Origin of the sequence: Dorea sp. D27 (assembly GCF_001185345.1) — a bacterium.
Classification (GTDB): domain Bacteria; phylum Bacillota; class Clostridia; order Lachnospirales; family Lachnospiraceae; genus Extibacter.
In genome coordinates, this window is the sequence record NZ_KQ236743.1 from 233,961 (window position 1) to 258,435 (window position 24,475).

Sequence of the window (24,475 nt, forward strand, 5' to 3'; positions counted from 1 at the left end):
TTGTAGACAGTAGAGGATGTGTGCGCCTACTTAGTATGATAAGTTTCAATGTAGCAAACACAACGATTAGTGGATGTAGAAAAACGGAACTATAATAAAGAGATAACTATGCGAGGAAGCAAAAAGAAAAATACTGCGGAGGTGATTATGAAAAGAAAAGAGATAGGCTTTGTAGTGACCAACGAATATAAGGAATGGCTTACCGCAATTAAAGAAAAAATCCGAAGCAGTCAGATTAAAGCATCTGTAAAAGTGAATCGGGAATTACTGGGATTATATTGGCATATAGGGGCAGATATTGTAGAACGACAGAAAAATGCTAGATGGGGTGATGGCTTACTCAAGCAGATGAGCGCCGATTTGAAAAAAGCATTTCCAGATATGACCGGATTTTCAGAAACAAACCTAAAAACAATGCGTTTATGGTATCGGTTTTACGCTGATGTTATAAATGGTCAACAGGTTGTAGACGAAATGACTTCCGAGGAGATCATAAAATTAATAACAAGTATTCCATGGGGCCATAATCAGCGTCTTATATTCAAATGCGGAAATGTTAGAGAAGCCATTTTTTATGCGCAGCATACGCTAGAGAATAATTGGAGTCGTGATGTGTTGGTTCATCAGATAGAAGGAAAATTATATGAGCGAAAAGGAAAGGCAATTACAAATTTTAAAGAGAAACTTCCTTCGCCTTCCTCCGATTTGGCCATACAATCACTCAAAAACCCATATAGCTTTGATTTTTTGTCCATGCGAGAGAATTATGACGAAAAAGATTTAGAAGATGCATTAGTAAGTCAGATCACACAATTTCTATTGGAACTTGGGACAGGATTTTCATATGTTGGACGTCAGATACATTTGCAGGTGGGGGAACAAGATTTTTATTTGGATTTACTGTTTTACCATATCAAATTGCATTGTTACGTGGTTGTGGAATTGAAAACGAAGAAGTTTGAGCCGGAATTTGCTGGAAAATTAAATTTTTATGTTACTGCTGTTAATAAGCAGCTAACTGGAGAAGAGGATAACCCAGCTATTGGTTTGTTGATATGTAAAGACAAAGATAATGTGGTTGCGGAATATTCACTTGAAGAGATAGCACAGCCTATTGGCATTGCAGAATATGAACTTGAAATGGTGTTGAAGAAAGAATACCAAAAGAGTTTACCGTCAATAGAGGAATTAGAGTCAGAGGTGGCAAAGATGGGGGACGAAAATTAGTCAACAAGCTGTAGACTAATTTTAAGCGTGATAACATTAAGCTGATAACAAATTGATAACACTAGTTTGAATAGACCATAGGAATAGGACAGTTTAAATAAGATAAAGTCAAATAGAACCAAAACACCCATACAAAATTGTATAGAATCAACTTTGATTTTGCGAGTTCGAATAGTATACAGGTTCATGACGAAACGGATCTGCGGATGATACGGTTTAGAATTGTTTTCACAAAAGGTATGGACGGACTTCTTCATACATATATTGATATTATGGGGTGAAACAATGAACAATTGTATAAACGTAGAAGATCTAAGTAAAATATATAATCAGAAAGAAATTGTGAAATCTATAGGATTTACTGTAGACCAGGGACAGGTGTTTGCTTTTCTCGGTCCAAATGGAGCTGGGAAAAGCACCACCATGAATATGGTGGGAACTTTGCTGCCTAAATCCAAAGGCAGCATTTTTATCGATGGGCTAAATATGGATACGCATAAATCTGAGATTAAAAGAAAGGTCGGAATTGTATTCCAGGAGGATGTGCTGGATGAGGATTTGACAATTGAAAAAAATCTCGTATACCGGGGAGCATTTTACTGGAAGACTGATTTGGAATTGAGGAAACAAGTAGATACAATTGTCCGTAAACTGGGGCTCGGGGATATCCGGTATAAAAAGTACAAAGAATGTTCGGGGGGGGGCAAAAGCGGCTGGCACAAATTGCAAGAGCCATCATACCTAAACCCAGGCTTTTAATCCTTGATGAACCAACCGCAGGGCTGGATCCTGTCACCAGATCACATGTCTGGACGGTGCTGCAGGAATTAAAGAAGGATCAAAATATGACTATATTTTATACAACACATTATCTGGATGAAGCCTCCTATGCAGACACAATCTGCATATTGAAAGAAGGGCAGATACTAGTATGCGGAAATTTAAAGCAAATACAGCAGCAATGGAAAGGCAACCGAAAGGCGCCGACACTGGATGAAATATACTTTAATCTGCTGGAAGGGGACAGTCCATGCGTAATATCCGATATGTTGTGCAAAGAAATATAGATTTATTTTATAATAATAAGTTAAATATATTGTTATCCTTTGCATCGATACCTATTGTAATTGCACTGTATGCATTTTTCTTAAGAGATTTTCTTATAGACATCATAGGGCAGACTGCAGTTCCCCAGGAATATGTTCGTGAATTTACTGATCGGTTCATGTTTGCAGGATTGCTTGTGGTTATCAATACAACGACATGCTTTGGAATTATTCAGATTTTTGTAAATGATGCGGCTTCAGGCATACGCAGGGATTTCCTTGCTGCACCTATTACTATATTTTCACTAATGATGGGATACTGGATATCTGCTGGAATAATATCCGCTGCATTTACCTGTGCGACTGTTCTTGGCGGAGAGATATTCTTTAACATTTTCTATGAGAGTACGCTTTCGCCTGAATTGATTCTGAGAATTCTTTTGATTACTTTTTACTCTTCATGCATAAATGCCGGGATATTGTTATGTCTGGCAAAAAATTTGAAAAGCACCACTACTTTTTCCACATTTGCCAATCTTTATGGGACAGTAATCGGATTCCTTTCGGGATCTTATCTTCCCCATTATTTTTACCCTGAATGGCTTACCCCAATTTTATTCTGGTATCCGCCCACCCAGATTACAAGCATTCTGAGACAGACGTATGTGGATACATTGCTGCCGCTTATGGAAAAAGGGGCTAATGAACAATACTTAAATATGCTTTTAAAAGATTTTGGAATCTACATAACCCATAATGAAGCAGTTCTTACTATTTCTCAGCAATGTTCCATCATATTGATGGCATTGGCGGGTCTTTTTCTGTTCTTATGGGTGGGCTGCAGTGAAGACTGGGAGCATATAATGAAACCGTGAATTATTTCCAATGAATAAGAGCTCATCGAGTTAAAAGGATATATAATTTAGCTTATAGAATGGAAGGTAATTTCCAAAACGTCAGACGCCTGGTCACGGGTTGCGTTCCTGGTAAAAACTATAATAGTCTCATAAATCAAGACATTTTAGGGAGGTTTTATTGAAGTGGCGGTAAAGTATTACTTTCTACACTGCATAAAAATGTTGGATATTTATGTTTTGTACTGGTTAACAACCAGGCATACATTGAAAAATTTTTGAAAACTAGAAAAAGGGTACGCTGATTTTGAATCAAAAAACGGTCTTGAAATCCAATGAAACTAAACAAATATATTTAATAATACCAATAGACAGGCCGAGTTCAAGTGGTCTTGAACTGGTATAGGTTATTATATGTGACAGGTGGTCTTGCAGATTGCCTGTCATTTGCTTTTGCATTTTGTAGCATAAGATGATATAGGTACAAATGTATCTGACTATTTGTAGGAATAATGATTTATTTGTCACTTTGAATAGTGGTGATGCAGTTGTTGGCCGTCCTGGCTCTTTGATTACAGGGCCAAATGGGCGTACCGGAGTATTTGTAGTGATAAATCCTCAAAATTTTGATCAATATTTATCTACCTGCAGCATTGATTCGATTCAGATTAATAATGCAACGTATAATAATGCCATTGTTTATCTGCCAGAGCCGGTTCCCGCTCCGGCAGACTGTTGCGCTGATTGCGAATCAACTATTCGTTCTCTTCTTCCTGTTGGAACGCCTAACGCTACTATAACCACCAGTACTCAACCTCCATCAGTAGGAACGGTTATTAGAAATGAATACGGCATGATCGTTCTTGCTAATGAAGCTGAAAACAATATCACCTTTATATCATCATGTAGTATAGATGTGTTTTTCATCTGAAGCATAAATCGGGTGGACATAGAAGCCCTCCCGTCACACAGTAAAGAGGGTTAGTAAGATCATTAAAATTGTGGCAACTGTTGATAATACCATTAAAGAGCCTTGGCACGCTAATAAGCATTACAGCGTGTTCAAGGCCTTTTTTCCAATTTGCTACAAGTTGCCTTTTAACCCGATTTCCTCTGCCTTTTCTTTTCTGCCCTCAATCTTCTCCCTGATGACATCGTCCAACTCCATCCAAAGCATGTCGCATCCACTGCGGACAACATCCCGGTTGACGCCCGCGGCAATGAATTTATCTTTGAACTTCTTTTTCACCGACTTTACTTCCAGGTCCAGCACGCTTTTAGAAAGACGCATGAGACAGAGGGTATTGATAAGCCCTGTCAGCTCGTCGATAGTAAAGAGCATTACTATCCCAGTTAAGGGGAACTCTGATTTATAGCCTTTCATAAGATACCAGTTCCTCTAAAGGAATCCGGGTGGATGAATGGCGGTCTGGGCTTGCCGGTACTCCATCAGCATATCCGACAGCCAGGATATTGACCGGTTCCAGATGCTCCGGGAGCTGGAATTCTTTCTTGAGCACATCTGGCTTGAAATAGCAGATCCAGACGGAACCGAGGCCCAGGTCCGCTGCCTCCATCATCATATGGTCGGTCAGTATGGAAGCATCGATGTCTGTCGTTCTCATCCCGTCAAAGGGCCGTTCCCATGCCTTTGTCTTGTCTGTGCAGACGATGAGTGCCAGAGGTGCGTGGTAGATGTTGGCGGCCTTTGATATCCGTGACAGCCCGTCTGCTTCCTGGACGGCTATGATGTGCACCGGCTGCAGATTGGCTGCAGTTGGCGCGACATGTGCAGCAGTAAGGATTTTTTGAAGCTTTTCATCCTCCACCGGCTGGTTCGTATAGTTTCTTACAGAATAACGTGATTTTGCAATGTCTAAAAAGTTCATATCTTTCCTCTCCATTTTCCTATTGTGATTCAGGTTAACCTATACTATAATTATATCTAATATATATAAAAGAACAAGAACGCACAATTTAGGTAGATACTACCTAAAAAGAAAGTGAGGCAGCCTATGGCTATAGCATGCAATAGCTTTACCTGTCCGGTCGAGGCGACAATCCGGCTCATTGGCGGGAAGTACAAGGCGGTAATACTCTGGCATCTTATGAACAGTACGCTGCGGTACAGCGAACTGCACAGACGGATGCCGAAAGCTACGGACAAGATGCTGGCCCAGCAGCTCAGGGAGCTGGAGAAGGATGGGCTGATACATCGGAAAGTATATCCTGTGGTGCCCCCCCGAACCGAATATTCGCTTACAGATTTCGGAAAGAGTCTGGCTCCTATTCTGGAAGAGATGTGCAACTGGGGAGAACAGTATCTGAAAGATACTTATGAATGAAACAATCTACATAGAGTGTGGAAACTTAAATCGTGAAGAGGATACGGAAAGAATGAGAATAGCATATTTTATCTGTGCAGGCTTGTCTGCAGGTATTATCGGCGGCTCTTTGATTGGCAGCATTAAGTTGTTTACAAAAAAGAGTTATCCGGAAGAACGCAGAATCAAAATTAAAAAAATGATGGATAAGGCGGCACCTGTGATTAAATTTTTCACAATGCTTTTACTTGCGTTAGGACTCATCTGGTGCATCTATTTTTTAATTCTCGGAGCGGTGGTACCGGAGAAGACGGATTATGCCAATAATATGTCGGAGCTGATTGTAGCAGTTCTGACCGTCATATCTATCATCTTCGCCTTTGTAGAATTTTTGAGACGGAACAATGATAAAAAGTAAGTTACATCTGAATACAGATGCAAAGCCCCCTCGCAGCCGCTGTGAGGGGGCTTTGCGTACGGCGGCGCGTTTAACGGGGCCGCCGCTTTAATTTCTCGTAAGGTTCTCTATCACAATCGGTAGGAACCTTTCTTTTGTGATATCTTTCAATTCAATCGTACCATCCATCTGAAGCCAGTAAGAGACGCACCCCTGGAACAGTGCCTGCATAAGCCAGGCGGCATCTTCGGCGGAATAGTGTATCTTAAACTGCCCGGCTTCAATCCTTTTTTCCAGAAAAGGGGTAAGGCAGCGCACTCCTGAATACTCGTTATATTCATGGTTGCTCATCCAGATGCTGTTGAACTGGTCGTTGATATTCCTGCAGAGGATATGGCCTGCCTCATCCAGGATAGAAGCCTTATAAGTATAATATTCAGACAGGACTTCTACCGGATCTTCATCCAGGGCGCTGTCATCGAGTATCTGATGTCCTTTCGTGCCGAGAGTCTTGGCATAGTCCAGTAGAAAGCTCGCCTTGTTCTTGTAGTAGTGATAGATAGAGCCGACCGGCACCCCGGCCGCTTCGCATATATCACTGATCTTCGTCTTGTCATATCCTTGTTCCTTGAATAACGTGATGGCTACGTCGTAAATATGCTGACGGCGCTCAGCAGAATGTTTGTGCTCCATATAAGACCTCATTTGCTAAATAATACCTTTTTTGCAGTCCAAGTATACTACATCAAAAATAATTAGTCAAATAACCGGCAAACTATTACTTTATGCTTGACTAATGTTTCACAATATGATAGATTCAAATAAATAGAATTAGATTCTAGAATTATATTCTAAATGCAACTATTAACAAATTACAAAGGAGAACAGAGATGACATTAGGTATCATTGGATGTCTGCTTGGCTTTATCGTGATGGGCGTCCTGACTTACAGGGGGTGGCATATTGCAATCGCCTCTATCGCAGGTGCGTTGATTGTCGCTTTACTGAACGGTATGTCTGTTACAAATGCCTATCTGGAAGGCTATCTTCCGGGGATGGGAGGCTTTCTGTCTACTTACTTCGGACAGTTTCTCTTCGGGGCGCTGCTGGCGGAGATATACTCTGCCACCGGCGCGGGCCTGACTGTTGCGCTTGGAATCTCCCGGTTCTTTATCCGTGACAGTCTTACGGAGAGCCAGAAGAGGAGGATGGTCCTCTTCGTGCTGATTATCATCAGCGCGGCGCTTGAATTCGCCGGCGTAGGCGCCTCTTTGATCGTAATGGTCATATATCCTGTGGCGCTGTCCTTATTCCGGCTGGCCGATATCCCTAAGCGTTATATAGTGGCGGCAATACTGGGCGGCTGCCTCGGGTTTGCCAACGACTTGCCGGGAAGCCCGCAGCCGGGCAACACGATACCGATGAAGATACTGGAAACTTCATCCACCGCCGGTCTGGTTCCGGGAATCATAGGTGCTGTCGTGGAGATCATTGCAATGGTCTTGCTGCTGAGCCTGGTCATCAGTCGCGGCATCAAGAGAGGCGAGAGGTTCCATTCGGAGGTTGACATGGACAGGGCTGTTGACGAAGGGAAAAAGCGTCCGCATATGTGGAAGGCGCTGCTTCCCGTGGCAGTATTGTTCGTACTGTTTAATATCATGAAATGGGATATCAATATATCGCTTGCAGCCACCTGTACTTTCAGCGTTATGCTGCTATACCGATATTTCCCAAGCAGAGACATAAAAAGCATGGCAGGAAGAGGCATTGCCCAGGGCGTGACAGCGACCATCAGCATCTGCGCGGTTATCGGATTTTCCACTGTCGTACAGGATACGGCGGCTTTCCAGAGCATCGTGGACAGTCTGGTACACCTGGATATGAACCCGTATGTGCTGCTTATCGTATGCGTGTCATTCATGTGCATGCTCTGCGGCGGATCTGCGACGGGACAGGCCATAGCACTTCCGATTATCAGCCCTGTCATAAAAGCAGCCGGGGTATCTGCGGAAGCAGTCCATCGTATCTCATCCTTTGCAGGAGCGATATTAGATACGATGCCATATGCCGGAACGGTAGTGATGGCTCATGCTTATGCAAAGGTGAAGATTAATGACGGCTACCCGGCCGTGTTCGTGATATCAGTCATAGCGACCGCAATCAGCACGTTTACGGTGACGGCCATATGTGCGCTGTTTCCGGCGCTCGTATAACCAGTAAGGAGGGAAAAATGGAAAATTATGATGTATTGTTTACGCCATATAAGATTGGTGATTTGAAGATACGAAACCGTATCGTCATGTGCCCCATGGGGACGAATGCGGCCTATGGGGACGGCTCGATAGCAGAAAACCGCATTGATTATTATGCACGAAGGGCAAAAGGCGGGGTCGGCATGATAATCCTGGGCTGCCAGTTCATCAGTCCAGAATTGGCGTCCGGCTGTATCGAAGGGACGATAGAGCCCAGCACCTCCCTGCCGCGGCTGTCCGTGCTGTGTGAAAAGGTACATCAGTACGGGACCAAGATCTGTGCACAGCTGTCTTGTGGCGTGGGCCGGAATGCATTCCCGGAACGTTTTAGGCAGCCGATAAGCGCGTCTGCCATCCCTGCCGCGCTGGACTCGTCTATCATCTGCCATGAGATGACGAAGGAAGAGATAGCCCAGATGATGGACGCATTCACAACAGCGGCCCGGCATGCGGCCTCTGTCGGGTTTGATGCAATCGAAGTCCACGCCCATGCCGGTTATCTGGTGGACCAGTTCTTATCGCCGCTTTGGAATAAGCGGACGGATGAGTACGGAGGCTCTGTAGAAAACAGGACCCGGTTTGCCAGAGAGATTATCGCAGCTATCCGGAGGGGGATTCCGCGGAATATGCCGATACTGTTCCGCATCTCCATGGACCACAGAACGGACGGGGGACGTGACATAGCGGACAGCGTGGAGATAATACGCAGGCTGGAGCAGGAGGGAGTGGCGGCGTTTGACGTGGATGCAGGCAGCTATGAGACGATAGATTATATCTTCCCGACCGCTTATCTCGGCGACGCATGCATGGCCTATGCAGCACGGGCGGCCAAAGCGGCGGTATCCGTTCCGGTGCTGAACGCGGGTAATCATACGCCTGAGACGGCAAAGCGTCTGATAGAAGCCGGTGATGCTGATTTCGCCATGATAGGACGTGGGCTGATTGCAGATCCGGATTTGCCGAAGAAGCTCCGGGAGAACAGACGCAGGGATATCCGTCCGTGTATCAGATGTAATGAGGACTGTATCGGACGGACCGCGGCGTTCAAGATGTCGATGCTCAGCTGTGCGGTCAACCCGGAGGCCTGCCAGGAACAGTGGTTCCGGCTTGAAAAGGCGAGGCTGCCCAAGCGGGTCTGCGTCATAGGCGCCGGGCCGGGAGGGCTGGAGGCCGCACGTGTCGCGGCTGAATGCGGCCACACGGTAACCGTATATGAAAAGGAGGGGCAGATTGGCGGACAGCTCACGGCAGCAGCCACTCCGAAGTTCAAAAGCCAGTTAAGAGCGCTGCTGGCATATTATGAGGTACAGCTCGAGAAGCTTGGCGTGCAGGTGCTGCTGAAGCGTGAGGTAAAAGCAAATGACCCTCTGCTTGCCCAGTATGACAGATGGATCGTAGCGACAGGGGCTGTCCCGTTTACTCCGCCTGTAAAAGGAATGGACGGCAGCAATGTAATCAGCGTGCTCGATGCCCACCGCCATAAAGAGCTGGTGAAGGGGGAACGGATTGTCATCTGCGGAGGCGGCCTGTCGGGATGCGACTGTGCGCTGGAGCTTTCCATGGAATATGGGAAACGGCCCGTCATTGTGGAGATGATGGACAAGCTGGCGCCGAACATGATTATGATGAACCGGGCATCCATGCAGCGGATGCTGCAAGAGCAGGATATAGATGTCTACACAGGCTGCCGGGTGGAACAGGTGGAAGAAGGCATGGTACATATAGTGGATAAGGATGATAATTCCCGGATTCTGGAAGCGGATACGGTGATAAGCGCTTTCGGGATGCGTCCCGACCATGCTCTGGCAGATGCCTTGGAGCAAAAGTATGGATGGAAGGTACGCACAGTCGGGGACTGCAGCCGTATCGGACGGGTGGGGCTGGCAGTGCGCGAAGGATATTTTGCAGGGAGCACGTTAGATAATTGAGGAGGAAGAAGATGAAAGGATATGGAATAGCTGTTCCGGGAGAGCGGATGGGATGGATAGAAAAAGACATCCCCGGACCGGGAAGATATGAGGCGCTGGCAAGGCCCGTAGCGCTTGCGCCATGTACCTCGGATGTCCATCTATTTGAGAATCCGATGATGCCGGCAGAGCGGATACTCGGGCATGAAGTGGTAGCGGAAATCGTGGAGGTCGGCGAAGGTGTGACGCATGTAAAGCCGGGCGATATCGTGGCCACAGGTGCCACGACTCCGGACTGGCGGACATGCGAGGTGCAGGATAGCCTGCCCCAGAACAGCGGAGGCACAAATGCGGGTATGATATGGGCATCCAGGACAGATGGCGTATTTGCAGAATATTTTATCATCCGGGACGCGGACATGAATACGGCGGTCATTCCGGAAGGGGTCACAGTGGCTCAGGCCCTGATGACCGGAGATATGGTGACGACCGGTTTCTATGGAGCAGAACTGGGAGAAGTGTCATATGGCGATACCGTAGTCGTGTGCGGAATCGGCCCGGTGGGACAGATGGCAATCGCAGGCTCTGTGCTAAGAGGCGCCGGAAGAGTCATCGCCGTCGGAAACCGGCCCCATACATTTGAGCTCGCCAGATATTACGGGGCGACCGATTGTGTAGATTACAAAGCAGGGGGCATCAAAGAGCAGGTGCAGGAATTGACGAAGGGACATGCCCCTGACTGCTGTATCGTGGCGGGCGGTAATGCGCATACATTTACGCAATGCCTGGATTTGGTTAAGTCCGGAGGGATCCTGTCGAATCTTGTGGCCCAGCCAGAGGGAGTTGCCATTACACCGGCTCAATCCGGCAGATGGTGTTCACATAAGACGGTCAGAGGCGGGCTCTGCCCTGGAGGCCGAAGGCGGCTGGAGCGGCTTCTGGCCATGATAGCCTGCAGTCGGTTAGACCCGGAGAAGCTCGTGACACAGCGGTTTTACGGACTGGAGAAGATTGAGGATGCATTTGCGCTCATGATGCATAAGGATGACAGCGTGGTGAAACCCATCGTGTATGTAAATGGTACGGAATCTTAAGGAATGAGACAAATATAACGGAGGAATACACATATGAAGAAAAAGACAATTTATTATGCAGGCGTAGCCCTTGTCACGACGTGCATCATGCAGCTCGTGTTCACAGGAATGATTTACAATCCGCTCAGCCTGTATACAAGCTCTATCATCGAAGACATGGACCTATCCAGGACAAGCTATGCCCTTACGCTGACGACAATGAGTCTCGTCTGTGCAGTCGCGAACTGGACACTTGGCTGGTTCAAAAAGAAGATTAACCTGCGGGGTATCCTCGTGATGGGCGGCGCAGTCATGTCCGTATCCATGTTCGTCTATTCAAAAGCGAACAGCCTGGGAGTACTTTATCTGGCGGCAGTCCTTACTGGTATCGCATTTGCCTACTTGGCTTCTGCCGTGGGCGGGACGATTATAAATGCCTGGTTTTCAAAACACGCAGGATTTCTCGTTGGCGCTACGATTACGATGGCGGCCATAGGAGGCACCATATTCAGCCCTATGGTAGGCGGCTGGATTGCCGCATATGGCTGGAGGAAGTCATTTTTGATTGCCGCGGTCATCAGTATCATCACCACAGCCATCATCGGGATTTTCTTCCGCTCCGAGCCGTCGTCCGTAGGAGTGCGTCCGGCATTCCAGGAAGGAGCGGACGCAGAGGATGAGAAAGACACGGCAGCGGTGGAGGAAGAGGGGCTGACGCTGAAAGAGGGCATGAAGACGGTAAGCTTCTGGACAACCATCATCGTGTGGCTGCTCATCGGTATCATCGTCTACTCCATCATGAGCATCATCTCCATCTATGTCCAGGACCTGGGCTTTGACGCGGCGGCGGCCGGAAAGGCGCTGGCACCTATGTACACTGCGAATATGATTCTGCCGTTTATCCTCGGATGGCTGGCGGACCGCATTCCGGTTAAATATGTCGTCACAGGAGGGATGATATTATTTACGATAGCGTGTGTTATCCTGCTGACATCGCCCTCCAGCTTGAACATGATATATCTGGTGGCAGTCTTTACCGGTGTGGGCATCGCGACAGGCCGCTCCACGCTTCCGATGCATGTAAGACGCGTCTTCGGCAACAAAGAGTATGCAGCGTTCATCGGTATCTTCGTCGGCGTATTTTCAGGCGGAATTGCAATTGGGAGTACAGTAATCGCGGCATTTTACGATATGACGGGAACCTATGCTTCAGCCATGAAAATATACATACCGCTTATGATTGCCGCGATTGCCGCCATGTTCTTCTTGTCTGACAGAACGGATAAAAAGGGAAATGAAAAGAAATAAAAAGAAAATGAGGTGTATACATGAAACTATTTGAACCGATGAAGATAGGCAAGATGGAAGTAAAGAACCGCATCGTAATGGCGCCGATGGGAACCCAGAATGACGGGGACGGCGGCTATTCCACACGGACGGCAAGATATTTTGAAGAACGGGCGAAAGGGGGGACGGGACTGATCATCACCGGGCGGAATGCGTCTACGACGATATTTGAAGAATATTCCACCACACTTCTGGACAAGGCGCAGCATGTGCCGCGGCTGAATCTTATGATTGAAAAGTGCCATCTGTATGGCGCGAAGGTATGCGTACAGATTGGGCCGGGGCTTGGCCGGATCCAGTGGACTAACCCGTTCGACCCGCCGTATTCGGCGAGCCCGATTCCTGCTTTCTGGTTCCCGGATCTGACCTGCAGGGAGCTGACGGTGGACGACATCCACACGCTGACCGATAAGGTGGGATATTCGGCACAGCTAGCGCAGAAGGCGGACGCAGACGCAGTGGAACTGCATGCTTACGGAAGCTATCTGGCCGACCAGTTTCTGACCCCGCTCTGGAACAAGCGGACAGATGAGTACGGAGGGAGCCTGGAAAACAGAACCCGGTTTCTGATAGAAAATATCCAGGCCATCAAAAAATACTGTGGGGAGGACTTCCCTGTCATCGTGAAGTTCACGCCCGTACACTGCTATGAGGGAGGAAGGGAACTGGAAGAAGGGGTTGAGATAGCGAGGCTGCTCGAAAAAGCGGGGGCAGATGCGCTCCATGTAGACACCGGCTGCTATGAAGTGTGGTACAGGCAGATACCGACCGTCTATGAAAAGCCGGGCTGCCAGCTCTTTGCCGCAGAGGCGGTTAAGAAGGCTGTGGGCATTCCGGTCATCGCCCAGGGCAAGCTGAACCATCCTGACCTGGCAGAAGAGGTGGTAAGGGACAAGAAAGCAGACTTTATCGCCATAGGGCACCAAAGCCTTGCTGACCCGGACTGGGCCAACAAAGTTAAGAACGGAGAACAAGATGAGATTGTTCCGTGCATCGGCTGTAATAACTGCCTGCATATGGGGCATAAGAGCAGATATTATACTTGCTCAGTGAATGTTCACTGCCATCATGAAGAAGACTATCCGGTAACTCATGACGAGCAGAAACGGAAAGTGCTCGTCGTGGGCGGCGGCCCGGGCGGGATGATGGCGGCAATGACAGCCGCCAAACGGGGGATGGAGGTAGAACTGTGGGAGAAGTCGGACAGGCTCGGCGGTCTCCTGCTGGCAGCAGGAGCACCTGATTTCAAGCAGGATGTCATGGACTATGTCAACTATGCATCTAATCAGGTAAGGAAGCTGGGCGTAAATGTGCGGTTGAACTGTGAAGCGGTTCCAGAAGAAATCATCCGTGGCGATTATGACATGGTTGTGCTCGCATGCGGAGCGGAGCCGGTGATTCCGCCGATTTCGGGAGCGGATTCTCATATCGTGAAGAACTCAACGGAAGTGCTCTGCGGGGAAAGGCCGACGGGAAACGTGGTCATCATAGGCGGAGGCCTCGTAGGCTGTGAGACCGCCCTGCACTGTGAAGAGACTGCACAATCCGTAACAATCATCGAGATGATGGATAAGATTCTTGCGACAGTCGATGATTCCGCCAACAATCTGATGAGCCTGCGGGATGCCTTTGCCGCCAGTGATATAAAAATACATGCAGGCGCCACGGTCAGCAGGATTAATGAGGACAGCGTAGAATTCATCAAGGATGGCGGAGCACAGGAGGTTCCGGCAGACCTCGTCGTCATCGCCGCAGGCTACCGTTCCCGTAACCATCTGGAACAGGAGATAGCAGGGAAGGTAAAAGAGTACAAAGTAATCGGTGATGCCGGACAGCCAGGCAAGATTATCAATGCGGTACACGAAGGTTTTCATGCAATCCGTATGATGTAAAGTAAAAAAGGAGAACGATGATGTTTGATTTAAGAGGAAGAGTTGCAGTCGTGACAGGGGCCTCGGCAGGACTGGGCACGGAGATTGCAGACGGTCTGGCTCTGCAGGGAGCCAATCTGGCCATACTTGCAAGGCGGAGAGAGTTGCTGGATGAACAGGCCTGCCTTTTGAGAAAAAGGGGCGTGCGTGTATTACCGGTCGTCTGCGATGTGACAAAGCAAGAAGACGTGGCAAGGGCAGCCGAAACTATCCTGCAGGAATATGGCAGAATAGATATCGCAGTGAACAACGCCGGGGGAGGAAAAGGTGCAAAGGCAGAAGAGATGCCGGCGGAGAACTGGGATTATACGATTAACCTGTCTCTAAACGGGATGTACCATTGCTGCAAAGCATTTGGGAAAGCCATGCTGGAAGCCGGTTACGGAAGGATGATTAATATTGCTTCCATGTATGGGCTGATAGGGAACTTCAGCATCCCGTCTTCCGCATACCATGCAGCAAAAGGCGGAGTCGTCAATTATACACGGGCACTGGCGGCAGAGTGGGGAGGAAGAGGGGTGACTGTCAATGCAATCTGTCCCGGATTCTTCTGCTCTGAGGCTACAGAACGGCTGTGGGATAAGGAATTCTTTGCAGATTATCTGAATACATATTCACCGATGCACCGGGGCGGACGTCCGGGAGAACTGAACTCTGCGGTAGTATTTCTGGCGGCCGAGGAATCTTCCTTCGTCAATGGAGCGATACTTCCGGTAGACGGGGGGATGACCTGCATCTAGAAAAAGAAAAACATGTGCCAGAGGGTATTGCATTACAATATCCCTCTGGTTTTCTGCACCCTTTCTTTATTGGATTGCTGACATTTCACAGGTCTTGCTTATTGAACTGCTAACGTACAATAAGGTATACTTATTGAACTACTAATGTTCAATAAGGTATAATAGCATTATAGATAATACTGGTTCAGGATACGGGATGATAAAAAGGAAGGTGAATGATATGTGGGACTTATTTATATCGCATGCTTCAGAAGATAAAGAAACAGTTGTAAAGCAACTGGCAGACACGTTAAAGAAATATGGATTAAAAGTCTGGTATGATGAATTTGAGCTCAAAATCGGGGACAGCTTGTCAAGATCTATCGACAGGGGCCTTGCAGGCTCCACATTTGGTATCATTATACTGAGCAAAGCATTTTTTGAAAAGGGCTGGACCGATTACGAACTTCGCAGCCTGCTAAGCAGGGAAGTGTCAAAGCGAGATAAGATAATCCTGCCTGTCTGGCATGGGATAAAAGCAGAGGATGTACTGCATTACAGCCCTTACCTGGCAGATAAGTTCGCCTTGTCAACGGATATGGGGATTGATGAGCTGGCATATAAAATTATGGAAACGGTAAAACCCGATGTCATCAATTCCATTGGTATACAGAAGATGTTCCGGAAATTGCTGCCTTACAGTGAGTTAAAAGAGATAGAGCCGGACCATATCTATATGGAAGAGAAGGTGAGGCATAAGACGCTGCCGAATTATTTTGTGATAGCTACGAAGCTGATTTGTGATGTGCTAGGCGACATTACAGATATGGACTACAGGGACGTCTTATATGATTTTGCGAGAGATGCAGATTATGACCACGAGTTTCTCATATGGAATGCCATCGCATGTTCGTACATCAGCTTCATACGTGATAATAAAATAGATTTTAGCGATTTGGACATAAAAAGGGATATATTTTCCTTCTTACTCGGCTATACGACAGGAGCAGTCAAAGATATAGAAGATTGGCAGCAAAGGCACCCCAAGCTGGCAAAAGAGCAATACTATGAATTGATGATTCGCTATGCGCAGAATCATGATTTCATTATGGAGTATTCTAGTGATTCTATGAAATATACATACGGAAAGATACTGGAACAGGTATGAACAGCCGAACCCTGCCATCTGTACGATAGACAGGGCTCGGCTATTTTACTATTTTGAGGGCAGTTCTTTGTGGAAATAGTACTGTAGCGCGTCTGCGATATAGTCAGAAGCGCCTGCCCCATATTTCTTGTCGTATATCTCCCGGACAGCGTCATGGGAACAGCTCTCTATTACGATATCCCAGTACCCGTCCCCCATATCTACGCCAAGACTGTTCTTGGTCACATCTTCTATAATCTCATGGACGATGTCCTGAATCTCACCGGTGGTGACGTCTCTCGTCATATCAGAGGTCAGACGGGTGAAGAGAGCATCGCTTTTCTGCATTAGCTCATCTTTTCTTTCCGCAAGTTCTTCTGATTTCTCCATTAGTTCCGAGAAATGCTCCAGATTGTATTTCATGGCTTCCGTGTATTTCTCAACGCTGCCAAACTGCTTGACCGCAAGTTCCGCTATATGGCCGTCATCGTCCCTTATCTTCTGGATAAATTCGTTGAACTTCTCAACGCTCCCCCAGTATTTGATGACGTCGTCTGCCTTTTCACTTTTAAATGTTTCTAATGCCTCGACATATTCGCTTAAGTCAAATTCTTTAAAGCTCATGCACGGTTCTCCTTTCTCCAGCCTGCCCAAAAGCGCGATAAGCCTATCCAGCCGTTCCCGCTTTAATTCGAGCAGTTCTTTCTGCTTTCTGAAAGCATTGATGCTGTCAAAATCACAATCTTCCAGAATGTCTCTGATTTCTTTTAATTTAAAGTCCAGTTCTTTAAAAAATAGGATCTGCTGCAGCTTCTGCAAGGCCTCGTCGTCATACAGGCGGTAGCCTGATGGGGTAAGCATGGACGGCTTCAGCAGATTGATCTCATCGTAATATTGCAGCGTACGTGTACTGACGCCTGTCAGTTTTGCAACCTGTCTCGTTGTTTTCATCGTAATCAGCCCCTTGTCGTAAAGAGTAAAGAACGCGGCTCGGAAGTCTGCCGGCGTTTGTCCTGCGTTGTTCTTCAGTTATATGGTACACTATCACGCTACGTGTAAGTCAATAATTTTTTGCCAAATAGTGACGATTGATTGACTGTAAACATGGTTGATACCTTATAATGAATGGGAAGAAGGTGATAGTACATGACAATAAAAGAAGTGGAAGAGGTAACGAAGCTGCCCAGATCTAATATCCGTTTTTATGAGAGAGAAGGGCTCGTCGTGCCGGAGCGGAATGTCTCTAACGGCTACCGGGAATATTCTGAAACCGATGTAGATAACATCAGGAAAATAGCATATCTGAGGACATTAGGTATTCCGCTGGAGACCATCCGGGAACTGATGGATGGAAATCAGTCTCTCTATAGAGCGGTCAAGAGCCAGGCAAAGCGGCTGGATGAACAAATGGAAGATTTGGAAAATGCCAGACGGCTGTGTGATGCGATGCTTCAAGACAAAGAGATTCGTTTTAGCAATCTGGACGTGGAACATTATGTGCCTGATCTGCAGGAGCAGTGGAAGGATAACAGAATCATCTGCCAGACAGATTGTGCGGGATTCCTCTACCTGTGGGGAGGCTTGGCCATGTGGTGCGTCTTGTTTGTGGCAAGCATGATTGCAGCGCTGTTGTCCTACCGTCATCTTCCACCCGAGATTCCTATCCAATGGAGCCATGGAGCGGCCAGTTCGCTGGCAGGACGATACGTGATATTCCTCTACACGGCGGCTTGTATTATTATCAGATATGTGCTGCGCCCGTTTATCTGGAGATGGCTGTATACGCATACGGTCTATAGTGACAGCCTGGCGGATTATATCACGAACTCCTTATGCTTTGTCGCAGTATCTGTGGAAATATTTACATTGCTGTATGTACACGGCGCCGCAAAGCATATTACGGTAGTATTGTTTGCAGATATCATCGTTTTGGCGGCTGTATTCCTGGAAGGGCATTTCAGGCGGAATAAGAACTGTGCTAACTCCGATTGTTCTTAAAGAGTTCCGCAAGCGCATATATGACGAGAGCAATGGCTGTGATGACGGAGATCCATATGAGACGGATATCGATAATTATGCCGAGACCAGCCAGAAACCACATGAGCGCAATTCTAAAGGAGATTTTGGCTGCATACCGATAATCGGCATACTGCTCTTCTTTGGGCTGTCTTGCGAGAGCACGTTTTTCTTCCTCAGAAGCGAGCAGATACTTGTTCATGAGTATAGGGCCTCGGCAATGCCAGGCAAATATGCCGTATATAAGGCAGAGTACAGCCAGAAGGGCACATATTACAGTGATAATAAGTTCAGCCATATTCCAATATCCTTTCTGCTATATCATGCTTTACATATAGAAGCGTTCCTGCTCAATGGCAGAGAAAGCTTGTCTTTATTATGAGACACACCATCTGAAAAGGCAACGTTTTTCCAATAATCTGCTTTTCTTCTGCTTCTTTATAGAGTAGAATCATAGTAGCAAAACATAGGATTATACAGGGAGATGACAATATGATATTACAGAATGGACGTCCTGCCTCGGCAGAAGGACGGGAAGAAAAGGAAATGAAAACGTATGACGTGCTGGATGAACTTGGCATCAAGTATTCGAGGACAGACCACGGACCAGTAGGGACAATAGCAGACTGTCTGGAGGTAGATAAGGTACTCGGCCTCACGATATGCAAGAATCTGTTCTTGTGCAACCGGCAGAAGACGGCTTTCTACCTCCTCATGATGCCGGGACATAAAATATTGCAGACGAAAGAACTGTCTGCTCAGATTCCTACGTCCAGATTATCCTTTGCATCAGGAGACGACATGATAAAATATCTGAACGTTGCACCTGGTTCCGCAACCGTGATGGGGTTCATATATGATACGGACAACCAAGTGCAGCTGCTCGTGGATGAAGAAATACTAAGAGAAGAATACGTGGGCTGCCATCCGTGCGTGAATACATCAAGCCTGAAGCTGCGGACGGAGGATGTGTTTGGAAAGTTCCTGGAGGCGGTGCATCATGATTATAAGACGGTGGTGTTGGGAGAGAGATGACTGATGAACTGTGGGTTTAAGTAAAGTGGCTGCGGACCGGGAGCCGGGTGGCATCTGCTCCGATGCGTCCGAGGCTCTGACTATTTCACGTATCCCTAACCCTGCGGAATGCGCGCCGACAGCGGCTTACATCCCGCAGGATAAGGGCTACGGAAAGGATTCGCCGCCTCTTCCGCTTGCACCTGCGCATCTCCCACCCGGCTCCCCGCCCGCTATATACTTCACTTAACAAGGGCGAGTGCGGCTGTGTGGCGTTACTGGCCAGCGGATGGCCGCTGGCTGCGTAAGTTGAGTGATAAAATATAACAAGCTTAATGTGAATAACACAAAGAGCAGATGAATGATAAGAGTTTTTCTAGTCCAGATGAATCAGGCTGGCGAATATATTCGGATTTCTCTTCGGCAAAGGGCTTAGCTTGCTTAGCCCTTTATCACTATGCTGACATAACCAAATCCCTTCCATCAGCTAATAGTGTTACACGGCCACCCCCGCCCATGCCAGTAAAGTAGATAGCCGCTGGGGAGGTATGGGAAGATGCGCAGGTGTAAGCGGAAGGGACGGAGAATCCTCACCAGATTCCTTGGCTTGTGGGGTGAGAGCCGCTATCGGCGAACACCCCACAGGCTTAGGAATCTGTGTGATAGTCGCAGTTTCCGGACGCATCGGAGCATCTGCCCCATACCTCCCCAGCGGCGTCTTAGTTTACTAAACTCCCATCTCTTCTTCTGTAGGAAATGCTGTATACACGCCTACTTTCCCCGCGCATATCATAGCGGCCCTGTGTGCCTTGAGGGCAGCGGCAGACAGCGGAGCTCCTTTTACAAGCTCTGCGGAGAGTACGCCTGTGAAGAAATCAGTAACGCCTGACATGTCTGCAAGCTCAGATCCGGAATAGGCGTCAAGGACAGTGAACTCTTCCTGGGTGGCGACGAGGACGCCCTGATCATCCATTTGGACAAATATAGCCTTCTTTATCTGGTTCAGCAGCAGGTTGGCAGCTACGCGGGCTCCTTTCAGGTTGTCGATAGTCATATCGAGAAGGCTGGACGCTTTTGCATAATTTAAGACGAGATAGTCTATCTTCTTCAACAGATGTTCCTTCATATCGGTGGAAGAGGAAGGGTTCACGACCACGGTCTTTCCATATTTGTTAGCCAGCTCAATCAGCCGCAGGGCCGCAGGATAGGTTGAAAATCCAAGGTGGATTACGACCATCCGGCATGTTTCTATATAGGGTTCAAAGGTATCGATATCCTCCGGTGTCATATCGTAGTTGGCACCGAGAAAGTCGATATAGGTATTCTGCTTCTCCTTCTCAACCATGATAATTCCAAGCCCGGTGTTCGTAGACTTAGCGTCCAGGAGCAGCTGTAAGCTGACACCTTCTTTTTCAAGGGTACTTTTGATTTGTGTGGCAAAGGCATCGTCCCCCAGTTTCCCAAGGATGCCGACAGAGATCCCTCTTCTGGCGATGCCGATGGCCTGGTTGCAGCCGTGGCCTCCTGTGTTCAGGGAGATTTCTTCTCCTATGATTTTCCCGCCTATAATCTTATGGCTCAGTTCCATGACGATATCTACGTTCAGAACGCCTAGTGTCAGTATATCTGGGCTTTCCATATGTTCTGTCATTTGCTTGTCCCCCTTACGATGATATTGGGAAGCAGCATCTGTTCCAGCGTTTTTGTATCACGCAGGAAGTTCTTGCTGTCCTTCTGGATTAAGTTTAGAAGATGATTCGCTCCTGCCATGCCAATCTGGTAGCCGGACGGGGCGGCTGATGTAAGCGCAGGTTCGGTACATTGTGCCAGTGAAGTGTTTCCAAGTCCGGCCATAGAGATATCTCCGGGAACATTTATGCCGTTGGTCTTAAGCCAGTTCAGTATTCCCATTGCCTGGATATCGCTTTCCGTGATAACCCCGTCTGGGAGTTCGGTGGCATATGCCTGTCCAAATACACGGGACGCGTCTCTCTCATTGTCTGCAGAGGTAGCGATACAGTAGCTTCCGCCGGTTTCTTCGGCGGCCTTTTTTATGCCTTCGGCAAATGCATTATCATCTTGCCGGAAAGAACTCAACATGAGCAGCAGCTTTTGCCGTTTCAGGTCATACAGGTGCTTTGCGGCAACGTAAGCAGTATCTTTCCTGGAAAATGACAGGAAGTGGGTATTGTCTGTCTGCAGACCATTCCCGCCTGACAGGAACACCGTATCTGAGTTGGCGGGAAGAGAAGGGGCAAGTTCGTCCAGCGATTTGTGGCAGCAGTAGACGAGAGCACCTGACAATGCCATAGAGCGCATATTCTCAAGGCATTTCTTTTCTACCTGTATATTATTATCCGTATTGTTGAACAAGATGAAGTAGCTGCAGGTCGATAGGACATCATCAATTCCTCTGAGCATATCCGCGAAAAAAGGATTTGAAATGTCTGGCAGTATAACCGCGACCGCATTGATTTTCTCCTGCCGGAGTCCCCGTGCCAGCTCGTTCGAATAATAACCAAGCTCTTCGATTGCCTCCAGCACACGTTGTCTTGACTTGTCCGCAACAGCATCTGAATTGCTCATAACTCTTGAAACGGTGGCGATACTGACCCCGGCCCGTTTCGCGACATCTTTTAATGTAACCATATAAAGGTCTCCTCTTACTTTATTTAGATTTTCTCTGTTTCCATTATATATGCTGAAAATTGAAATGAAAACAGAGGAATGGAAAAAAATGTAAAATGTCGGAACTATTTTGAAATTATCCGTTCAAAAACTATTTGACAGTATTACATTTAAATGATATCATTATTTCATAAAAAAGTAAACGTTTACATTAAAAAGAAAAAAGAAATCAAAAGGAGGAAGCAAAATGACTTACGGGAATTTTGACTTGCAGGGCAAGGTGGCAGTTGTGACAGGGGCCACGAGGGGCATAGGACAGGGAATTGCCCTCGGGCTGGCACAGGCCGGTGCAGATATCGTATGTGTAGGGCGTTCGGACGATTCCGGGACAAAAGCCGAGGTAGAACGGCTGGGGCGCACGTATCTGAACATCCGGGCGGATATGGCATGCAAGGAGTCTCCGGACAGAATCGTCAGACAGACATTGGAGGCATTTGGGAAAATCGACATTCTGGTCAATGCGGCAGGAATTACGAGAAGGTCCATGGCTATCGATGTGACAGAAGAGGACTGGCAGGACGTACTGGATGTCAACCTTACAGCGGTATTTTTTATGTGCCAGCGTGTGGCCCGCCAGTTCATCAAACAAGGAGGAGGCGGCAAGATTATTAACATAGGCTCCATGACTTCCTACCAGGGAGGTATCAAAGTGATACCGTACACGGCTTCTAAGGCGGCGGTCAGGATGATAACGATGCACATGTGCAATGAGTGGGCGGAATATGGCATCCATATCAATGCTATCGCCCCGGGCTACATAGAGACGGATATGACTGCCGCTATGCGCAAAGAGCCGGAGCGTATGGCAGAGACGGCGCCCCGGATACCTATGAAGCGGTGGGGCAGGCCGGAAGATCTGGCTGGTGCGGCAGTCTTTCTCGCATCAGATGCGTCAGATTATGTCAATGGTTTTACGATAGCAGTAGACGGTGGATTTTTAGCAAAATCCTGATATATTCAACAGAACAGAAAGGGAAGATTATGAAGAAAATAATATCATTATTACTCGTTTTGGCAATGATGGGAAGTCTCGCGGCAGGATGCGGGAAAAAAGAAGAAAAAGACGCTTCAACGGATAAGAAAGAAGAAGTAGAGCTGGATTATCCGAAGCAAAACATTAATACGATTATCCAGTTTTCAGCAGGAGGTCCCACTGATTTATCTGTGCGCGCGGCGCTGGATGCAGCCGCTTCGGAACTTCCTTCGGGAGTGAACTTTATGGCTTCCAATGTAACGGGAGGAGCAGGGCTTGTCGGACTGAACCAGGTGGCCACATCTAAGACGGACGGATATACGCTTGGCTGTATCAATGTAGACCTGGCAATCAACTATGCGCTTGGCAGGACTGACATGTCCCCGGAGGACTTCGTACCACTGGCCTGTTCCATCGGTGACCCGTATGCTCTTGTCGTAAAATCAGACGCACCATATGACACGATGGAGGAGTTCGTGGAATATGTAAAGGAACATCCAGGTGAGATATCGATTGGAGATTCCGGAGTTGGCGCGGCTCCATATCTGTCTGCAATTGCGGTAGCCGATTATTTTGATCTGGACTACAAACAGGTATCGTATGACGGCTCTAGCGATGCGGTGACGGCGGTTGTCGGCGGACATATCGACGGTACATATACTCAGCTTTCACCTGCCATGGGACAACTGGAGGCAGGAGGGCTGAAGGCTATCGCCACCTTGTCAAATGACAGAATCGAAGCATGGCCGGACATCCCTACGGTCAAGGAGACATATCCTGACGTTGACTTTGAGATTCTAGGTTGGGTATTTATCTCGGCATATAAAGGCACGGACTCTGAGATCTGCGGCTATCTGGAAGATGTGCTTGGAAAGGCTGTGGAATCGGACAAATTCCAGAGTACGCTGAAAGAGCTGAATATGCAGAACATCCCGATGACGACAGAAGAGGCACAGGAATTTATCGCAGAACAGCTTGAATTCTACAAGGAACTTTGCAAAGATATCCAGGTTGAGTAATCGGTACAGGTGGACGGGCAGGGAGCGGGAATGTTGTTCCCGAACCCTGTCCGTCTGCATCATATGGAGGTAACAGCATGAAGAAATATAATATCGGCATATCGGTTCTCATGTGCATATTGGCGGGAGGCATCTTTTATTTTACGAAAGACTTCCCCAAATACTATGCAGGCGCGCCGGGGAGCGGATTCTGGCCCCGTGTCATAGCGGCCGGCATCTTGATCGTATCAGTGGTACTGCTGGCTGAGACGTTTATAAAAAAGGAAGAGAGAGGAGAGCCTCCAATCATATATACGTCCCAGGGAATCAAGAGAGTGTACATATTATTTGGGCTGATTTTGCTGTTCGGAATCGGGCTTCAGTATCTGGGCCTTGTCATCTCTGCAGTGCTATTCATTCCGGCGGTCATGTTTACGCTCGGAGAGAGAAGAGTCATATGGCTTGTAGCTGGGGGTATCGGAGTGACTGCGGCAATCTATGTAATATTCGCGGTAGGTCTGAATGTAGTCCTGCCGAAAGCATTTTTTATGTAGAAGGAAGG

Annotated in this window: 26 protein-coding genes; 19 read left to right on the forward strand and 7 right to left on the reverse strand. The window is 47.5% G+C overall.

All coding sequences use genetic code 11. From position 1 onward, the window contains the following. The first annotated feature begins 147 nt into the window (after positions 1-147). The 5 genes from HMPREF0980_RS01165 (at position 148) to HMPREF0980_RS18440 (ending at position 4,058) form a co-directional block, all read left to right on the forward strand. On the forward strand, positions 148-1,227 hold the full coding sequence (locus tag HMPREF0980_RS01165) for a PDDEXK nuclease domain-containing protein (RefSeq protein ID WP_049728279.1): 1,080 nt from the start codon (positions 148-150) through the stop codon (positions 1,225-1,227). A gap of 285 nt (positions 1,228-1,512) precedes the next feature. Then, entirely contained in the window at positions 1,513-1,986 is a 474-nt protein-coding gene (locus tag HMPREF0980_RS01170; protein ID WP_049727333.1) for an ATP-binding cassette domain-containing protein, read from the forward strand. After that, positions 1,917-2,294, forward strand: a complete 378-nt coding sequence (locus tag HMPREF0980_RS19990; protein WP_147629767.1) for an ATP-binding cassette domain-containing protein — start codon at positions 1,917-1,919, stop codon at positions 2,292-2,294. Before HMPREF0980_RS01170 ends, HMPREF0980_RS19990 begins: the two co-directional genes overlap by 70 nt. Next, entirely contained in the window at positions 2,258-3,148 is an 891-nt protein-coding gene (locus HMPREF0980_RS01180) for an ABC transporter permease (RefSeq protein ID WP_049727335.1), read from the forward strand. Before HMPREF0980_RS19990 ends, HMPREF0980_RS01180 begins: the two co-directional genes overlap by 37 nt. A gap of 466 nt (positions 3,149-3,614) precedes the next feature. Then, positions 3,615-4,058 carry a hypothetical protein gene (locus HMPREF0980_RS18440; protein WP_242847317.1) on the forward strand — a complete coding sequence of 148 codons (444 nt, stop codon included), beginning with the start codon at positions 3,615-3,617 and terminating at the stop codon, positions 4,056-4,058. Between the two features lie 153 nt (positions 4,059-4,211). Here HMPREF0980_RS18440 and HMPREF0980_RS01185 read toward each other — a convergent pair whose 3' ends face one another. Together HMPREF0980_RS01185 and HMPREF0980_RS01190 are read right to left on the reverse strand one after the other, a co-directional pair. Beyond that, on the reverse strand, positions 4,212-4,511 hold the full coding sequence (locus HMPREF0980_RS01185) for a hypothetical protein (RefSeq protein WP_330375796.1): 300 nt from the start codon (positions 4,509-4,511) through the stop codon (positions 4,212-4,214). Continuing rightward, a complete protein-coding gene (locus tag HMPREF0980_RS01190) occupies positions 4,498-5,016 on the reverse strand; it encodes a nitroreductase family protein (RefSeq protein WP_049727336.1) in 519 nt (172 codons plus the stop codon). The genes HMPREF0980_RS01185 and HMPREF0980_RS01190 overlap by 14 nt, the downstream gene beginning before the upstream one ends. A 126-nt stretch (positions 5,017-5,142) precedes the next feature. Between HMPREF0980_RS01190 and HMPREF0980_RS01195 the strand changes: the two genes are divergently transcribed. Together HMPREF0980_RS01195 and HMPREF0980_RS01200 are read left to right on the forward strand one after the other, a co-directional pair. Further along, positions 5,143-5,472 (forward strand): winged helix-turn-helix transcriptional regulator, encoded by a 330-nt coding sequence (locus tag HMPREF0980_RS01195; protein ID WP_049727337.1) that lies wholly within the window; start codon positions 5,143-5,145, stop codon positions 5,470-5,472. A gap of 52 nt (positions 5,473-5,524) precedes the next feature. Next, on the forward strand, positions 5,525-5,869 hold the full coding sequence (locus HMPREF0980_RS01200; RefSeq protein WP_049728280.1) for a hypothetical protein: 345 nt from the start codon (positions 5,525-5,527) through the stop codon (positions 5,867-5,869). A gap of 87 nt (positions 5,870-5,956) precedes the next feature. Here HMPREF0980_RS01200 and HMPREF0980_RS01205 read toward each other — a convergent pair whose 3' ends face one another. Further along, a complete protein-coding gene (locus HMPREF0980_RS01205; RefSeq protein WP_049727338.1) occupies positions 5,957-6,541 on the reverse strand; it encodes a TetR/AcrR family transcriptional regulator in 585 nt (194 codons plus the stop codon). A 197-nt stretch (positions 6,542-6,738) separates the two neighbouring features. On the opposite strand from HMPREF0980_RS01205, the gene HMPREF0980_RS01210 reads away from it, so the two are divergent. The 7 genes from HMPREF0980_RS01210 to HMPREF0980_RS01240 all read left to right on the forward strand — a co-directional run bounded on the left by HMPREF0980_RS01210 (position 6,739) and on the right by HMPREF0980_RS01240 (position 16,245). Further along, on the forward strand, positions 6,739-8,061 hold the full coding sequence (locus HMPREF0980_RS01210) for a GntP family permease (RefSeq protein ID WP_049727339.1): 1,323 nt from the start codon (positions 6,739-6,741) through the stop codon (positions 8,059-8,061). Positions 8,062-8,078: 17 nt separating this feature from the next. Continuing rightward, entirely contained in the window at positions 8,079-10,028 is a 1,950-nt protein-coding gene (locus HMPREF0980_RS01215; protein ID WP_049727340.1) for an oxidoreductase, read from the forward strand. A gap of 11 nt (positions 10,029-10,039) precedes the next feature. Then, positions 10,040-11,101, forward strand: coding sequence for a zinc-binding dehydrogenase (locus HMPREF0980_RS01220; protein WP_049727341.1), 1,062 nt, complete (start codon positions 10,040-10,042; stop codon positions 11,099-11,101). 33 nt (positions 11,102-11,134) lie between these two features. Continuing rightward, a complete protein-coding gene (locus HMPREF0980_RS01225; RefSeq protein ID WP_049727342.1) occupies positions 11,135-12,388 on the forward strand; it encodes an MFS transporter in 1,254 nt (417 codons plus the stop codon). 20 nt (positions 12,389-12,408) lie between these two features. Further along, entirely contained in the window at positions 12,409-14,319 is a 1,911-nt protein-coding gene (locus HMPREF0980_RS01230; RefSeq protein ID WP_049727343.1) for an oxidoreductase, read from the forward strand. 20 nt (positions 14,320-14,339) lie between these two features. Beyond that, entirely contained in the window at positions 14,340-15,098 is a 759-nt protein-coding gene (locus HMPREF0980_RS01235; protein WP_049727344.1) for an SDR family NAD(P)-dependent oxidoreductase, read from the forward strand. Positions 15,099-15,318: 220 nt separating this feature from the next. Further along, complete coding sequence (locus tag HMPREF0980_RS01240; RefSeq protein WP_198146138.1) at positions 15,319-16,245, forward strand: toll/interleukin-1 receptor domain-containing protein; 927 nt, start codon at positions 15,319-15,321, stop codon at positions 16,243-16,245. Positions 16,246-16,293: 48 nt separating this feature from the next. Here the strand turns inward: HMPREF0980_RS01240 and HMPREF0980_RS01245 are convergent, their stop codons facing one another. Further along, the gene (locus tag HMPREF0980_RS01245; protein ID WP_049727346.1) at positions 16,294-17,175 is read right to left on the reverse strand and encodes a MerR family transcriptional regulator; all 882 of its coding nucleotides are present in this window, start codon (positions 17,173-17,175) and stop codon (positions 16,294-16,296) included. Between the two features lie 195 nt (positions 17,176-17,370). On the opposite strand from HMPREF0980_RS01245, the gene HMPREF0980_RS01250 reads away from it, so the two are divergent. Further along, positions 17,371-18,222, forward strand: a complete 852-nt coding sequence (locus tag HMPREF0980_RS01250) for a MerR family transcriptional regulator (protein WP_049727347.1) — start codon at positions 17,371-17,373, stop codon at positions 18,220-18,222. Here the strand turns inward: HMPREF0980_RS01250 and HMPREF0980_RS18835 are convergent. After that, positions 18,203-18,538: a hypothetical protein gene (locus HMPREF0980_RS18835; RefSeq protein WP_147629768.1), complete on the reverse strand. Its 336-nt coding sequence runs from the start codon at positions 18,536-18,538 to the stop codon at positions 18,203-18,205. The two genes, HMPREF0980_RS01250 and HMPREF0980_RS18835, sit on opposite strands and share 20 nt — an antisense overlap. A gap of 194 nt (positions 18,539-18,732) precedes the next feature. Here HMPREF0980_RS18835 and HMPREF0980_RS01260 point away from each other — a divergent pair, with 194 nt between their 5' ends. Continuing rightward, positions 18,733-19,275, forward strand: coding sequence for a prolyl-tRNA synthetase associated domain-containing protein (locus HMPREF0980_RS01260; protein WP_049727349.1), 543 nt, complete (start codon positions 18,733-18,735; stop codon positions 19,273-19,275). Positions 19,276-19,981: 706 nt separating this feature from the next. Here HMPREF0980_RS01260 and HMPREF0980_RS01265 read toward each other — a convergent pair. Together HMPREF0980_RS01265 and HMPREF0980_RS01270 are read right to left on the reverse strand one after the other, a co-directional pair. Continuing rightward, positions 19,982-20,905, reverse strand: coding sequence for a PfkB family carbohydrate kinase (locus HMPREF0980_RS01265; RefSeq protein WP_049727350.1), 924 nt, complete (start codon positions 20,903-20,905; stop codon positions 19,982-19,984). Beyond that, positions 20,902-21,903 carry a LacI family DNA-binding transcriptional regulator gene (locus HMPREF0980_RS01270; RefSeq protein WP_049727351.1) on the reverse strand — a complete coding sequence of 334 codons (1,002 nt, stop codon included), beginning with the start codon at positions 21,901-21,903 and terminating at the stop codon, positions 20,902-20,904. The genes HMPREF0980_RS01265 and HMPREF0980_RS01270 overlap by 4 nt, the downstream gene beginning before the upstream one ends. Positions 21,904-22,129: 226 nt before the next feature. Between HMPREF0980_RS01270 and kduD the strand changes: the two genes are divergently transcribed. From kduD to HMPREF0980_RS01285, 3 genes are all read left to right on the forward strand, one after another. After that, positions 22,130-22,894 carry a 2-dehydro-3-deoxy-D-gluconate 5-dehydrogenase KduD gene (kduD, locus tag HMPREF0980_RS01275; RefSeq protein WP_049727352.1) on the forward strand — a complete coding sequence of 255 codons (765 nt, stop codon included), beginning with the start codon at positions 22,130-22,132 and terminating at the stop codon, positions 22,892-22,894. Positions 22,895-22,923: 29 nt separating this feature from the next. Further along, a complete protein-coding gene (locus tag HMPREF0980_RS01280; protein ID WP_049727353.1) occupies positions 22,924-23,934 on the forward strand; it encodes a tripartite tricarboxylate transporter substrate binding protein in 1,011 nt (336 codons plus the stop codon). Positions 23,935-24,011: 77 nt separating this feature from the next. After that, positions 24,012-24,467 carry a tripartite tricarboxylate transporter TctB family protein gene (locus HMPREF0980_RS01285; RefSeq protein WP_049727354.1) on the forward strand — a complete coding sequence of 152 codons (456 nt, stop codon included), beginning with the start codon at positions 24,012-24,014 and terminating at the stop codon, positions 24,465-24,467. Positions 24,468-24,475: the final 8 nt, after the last annotated feature.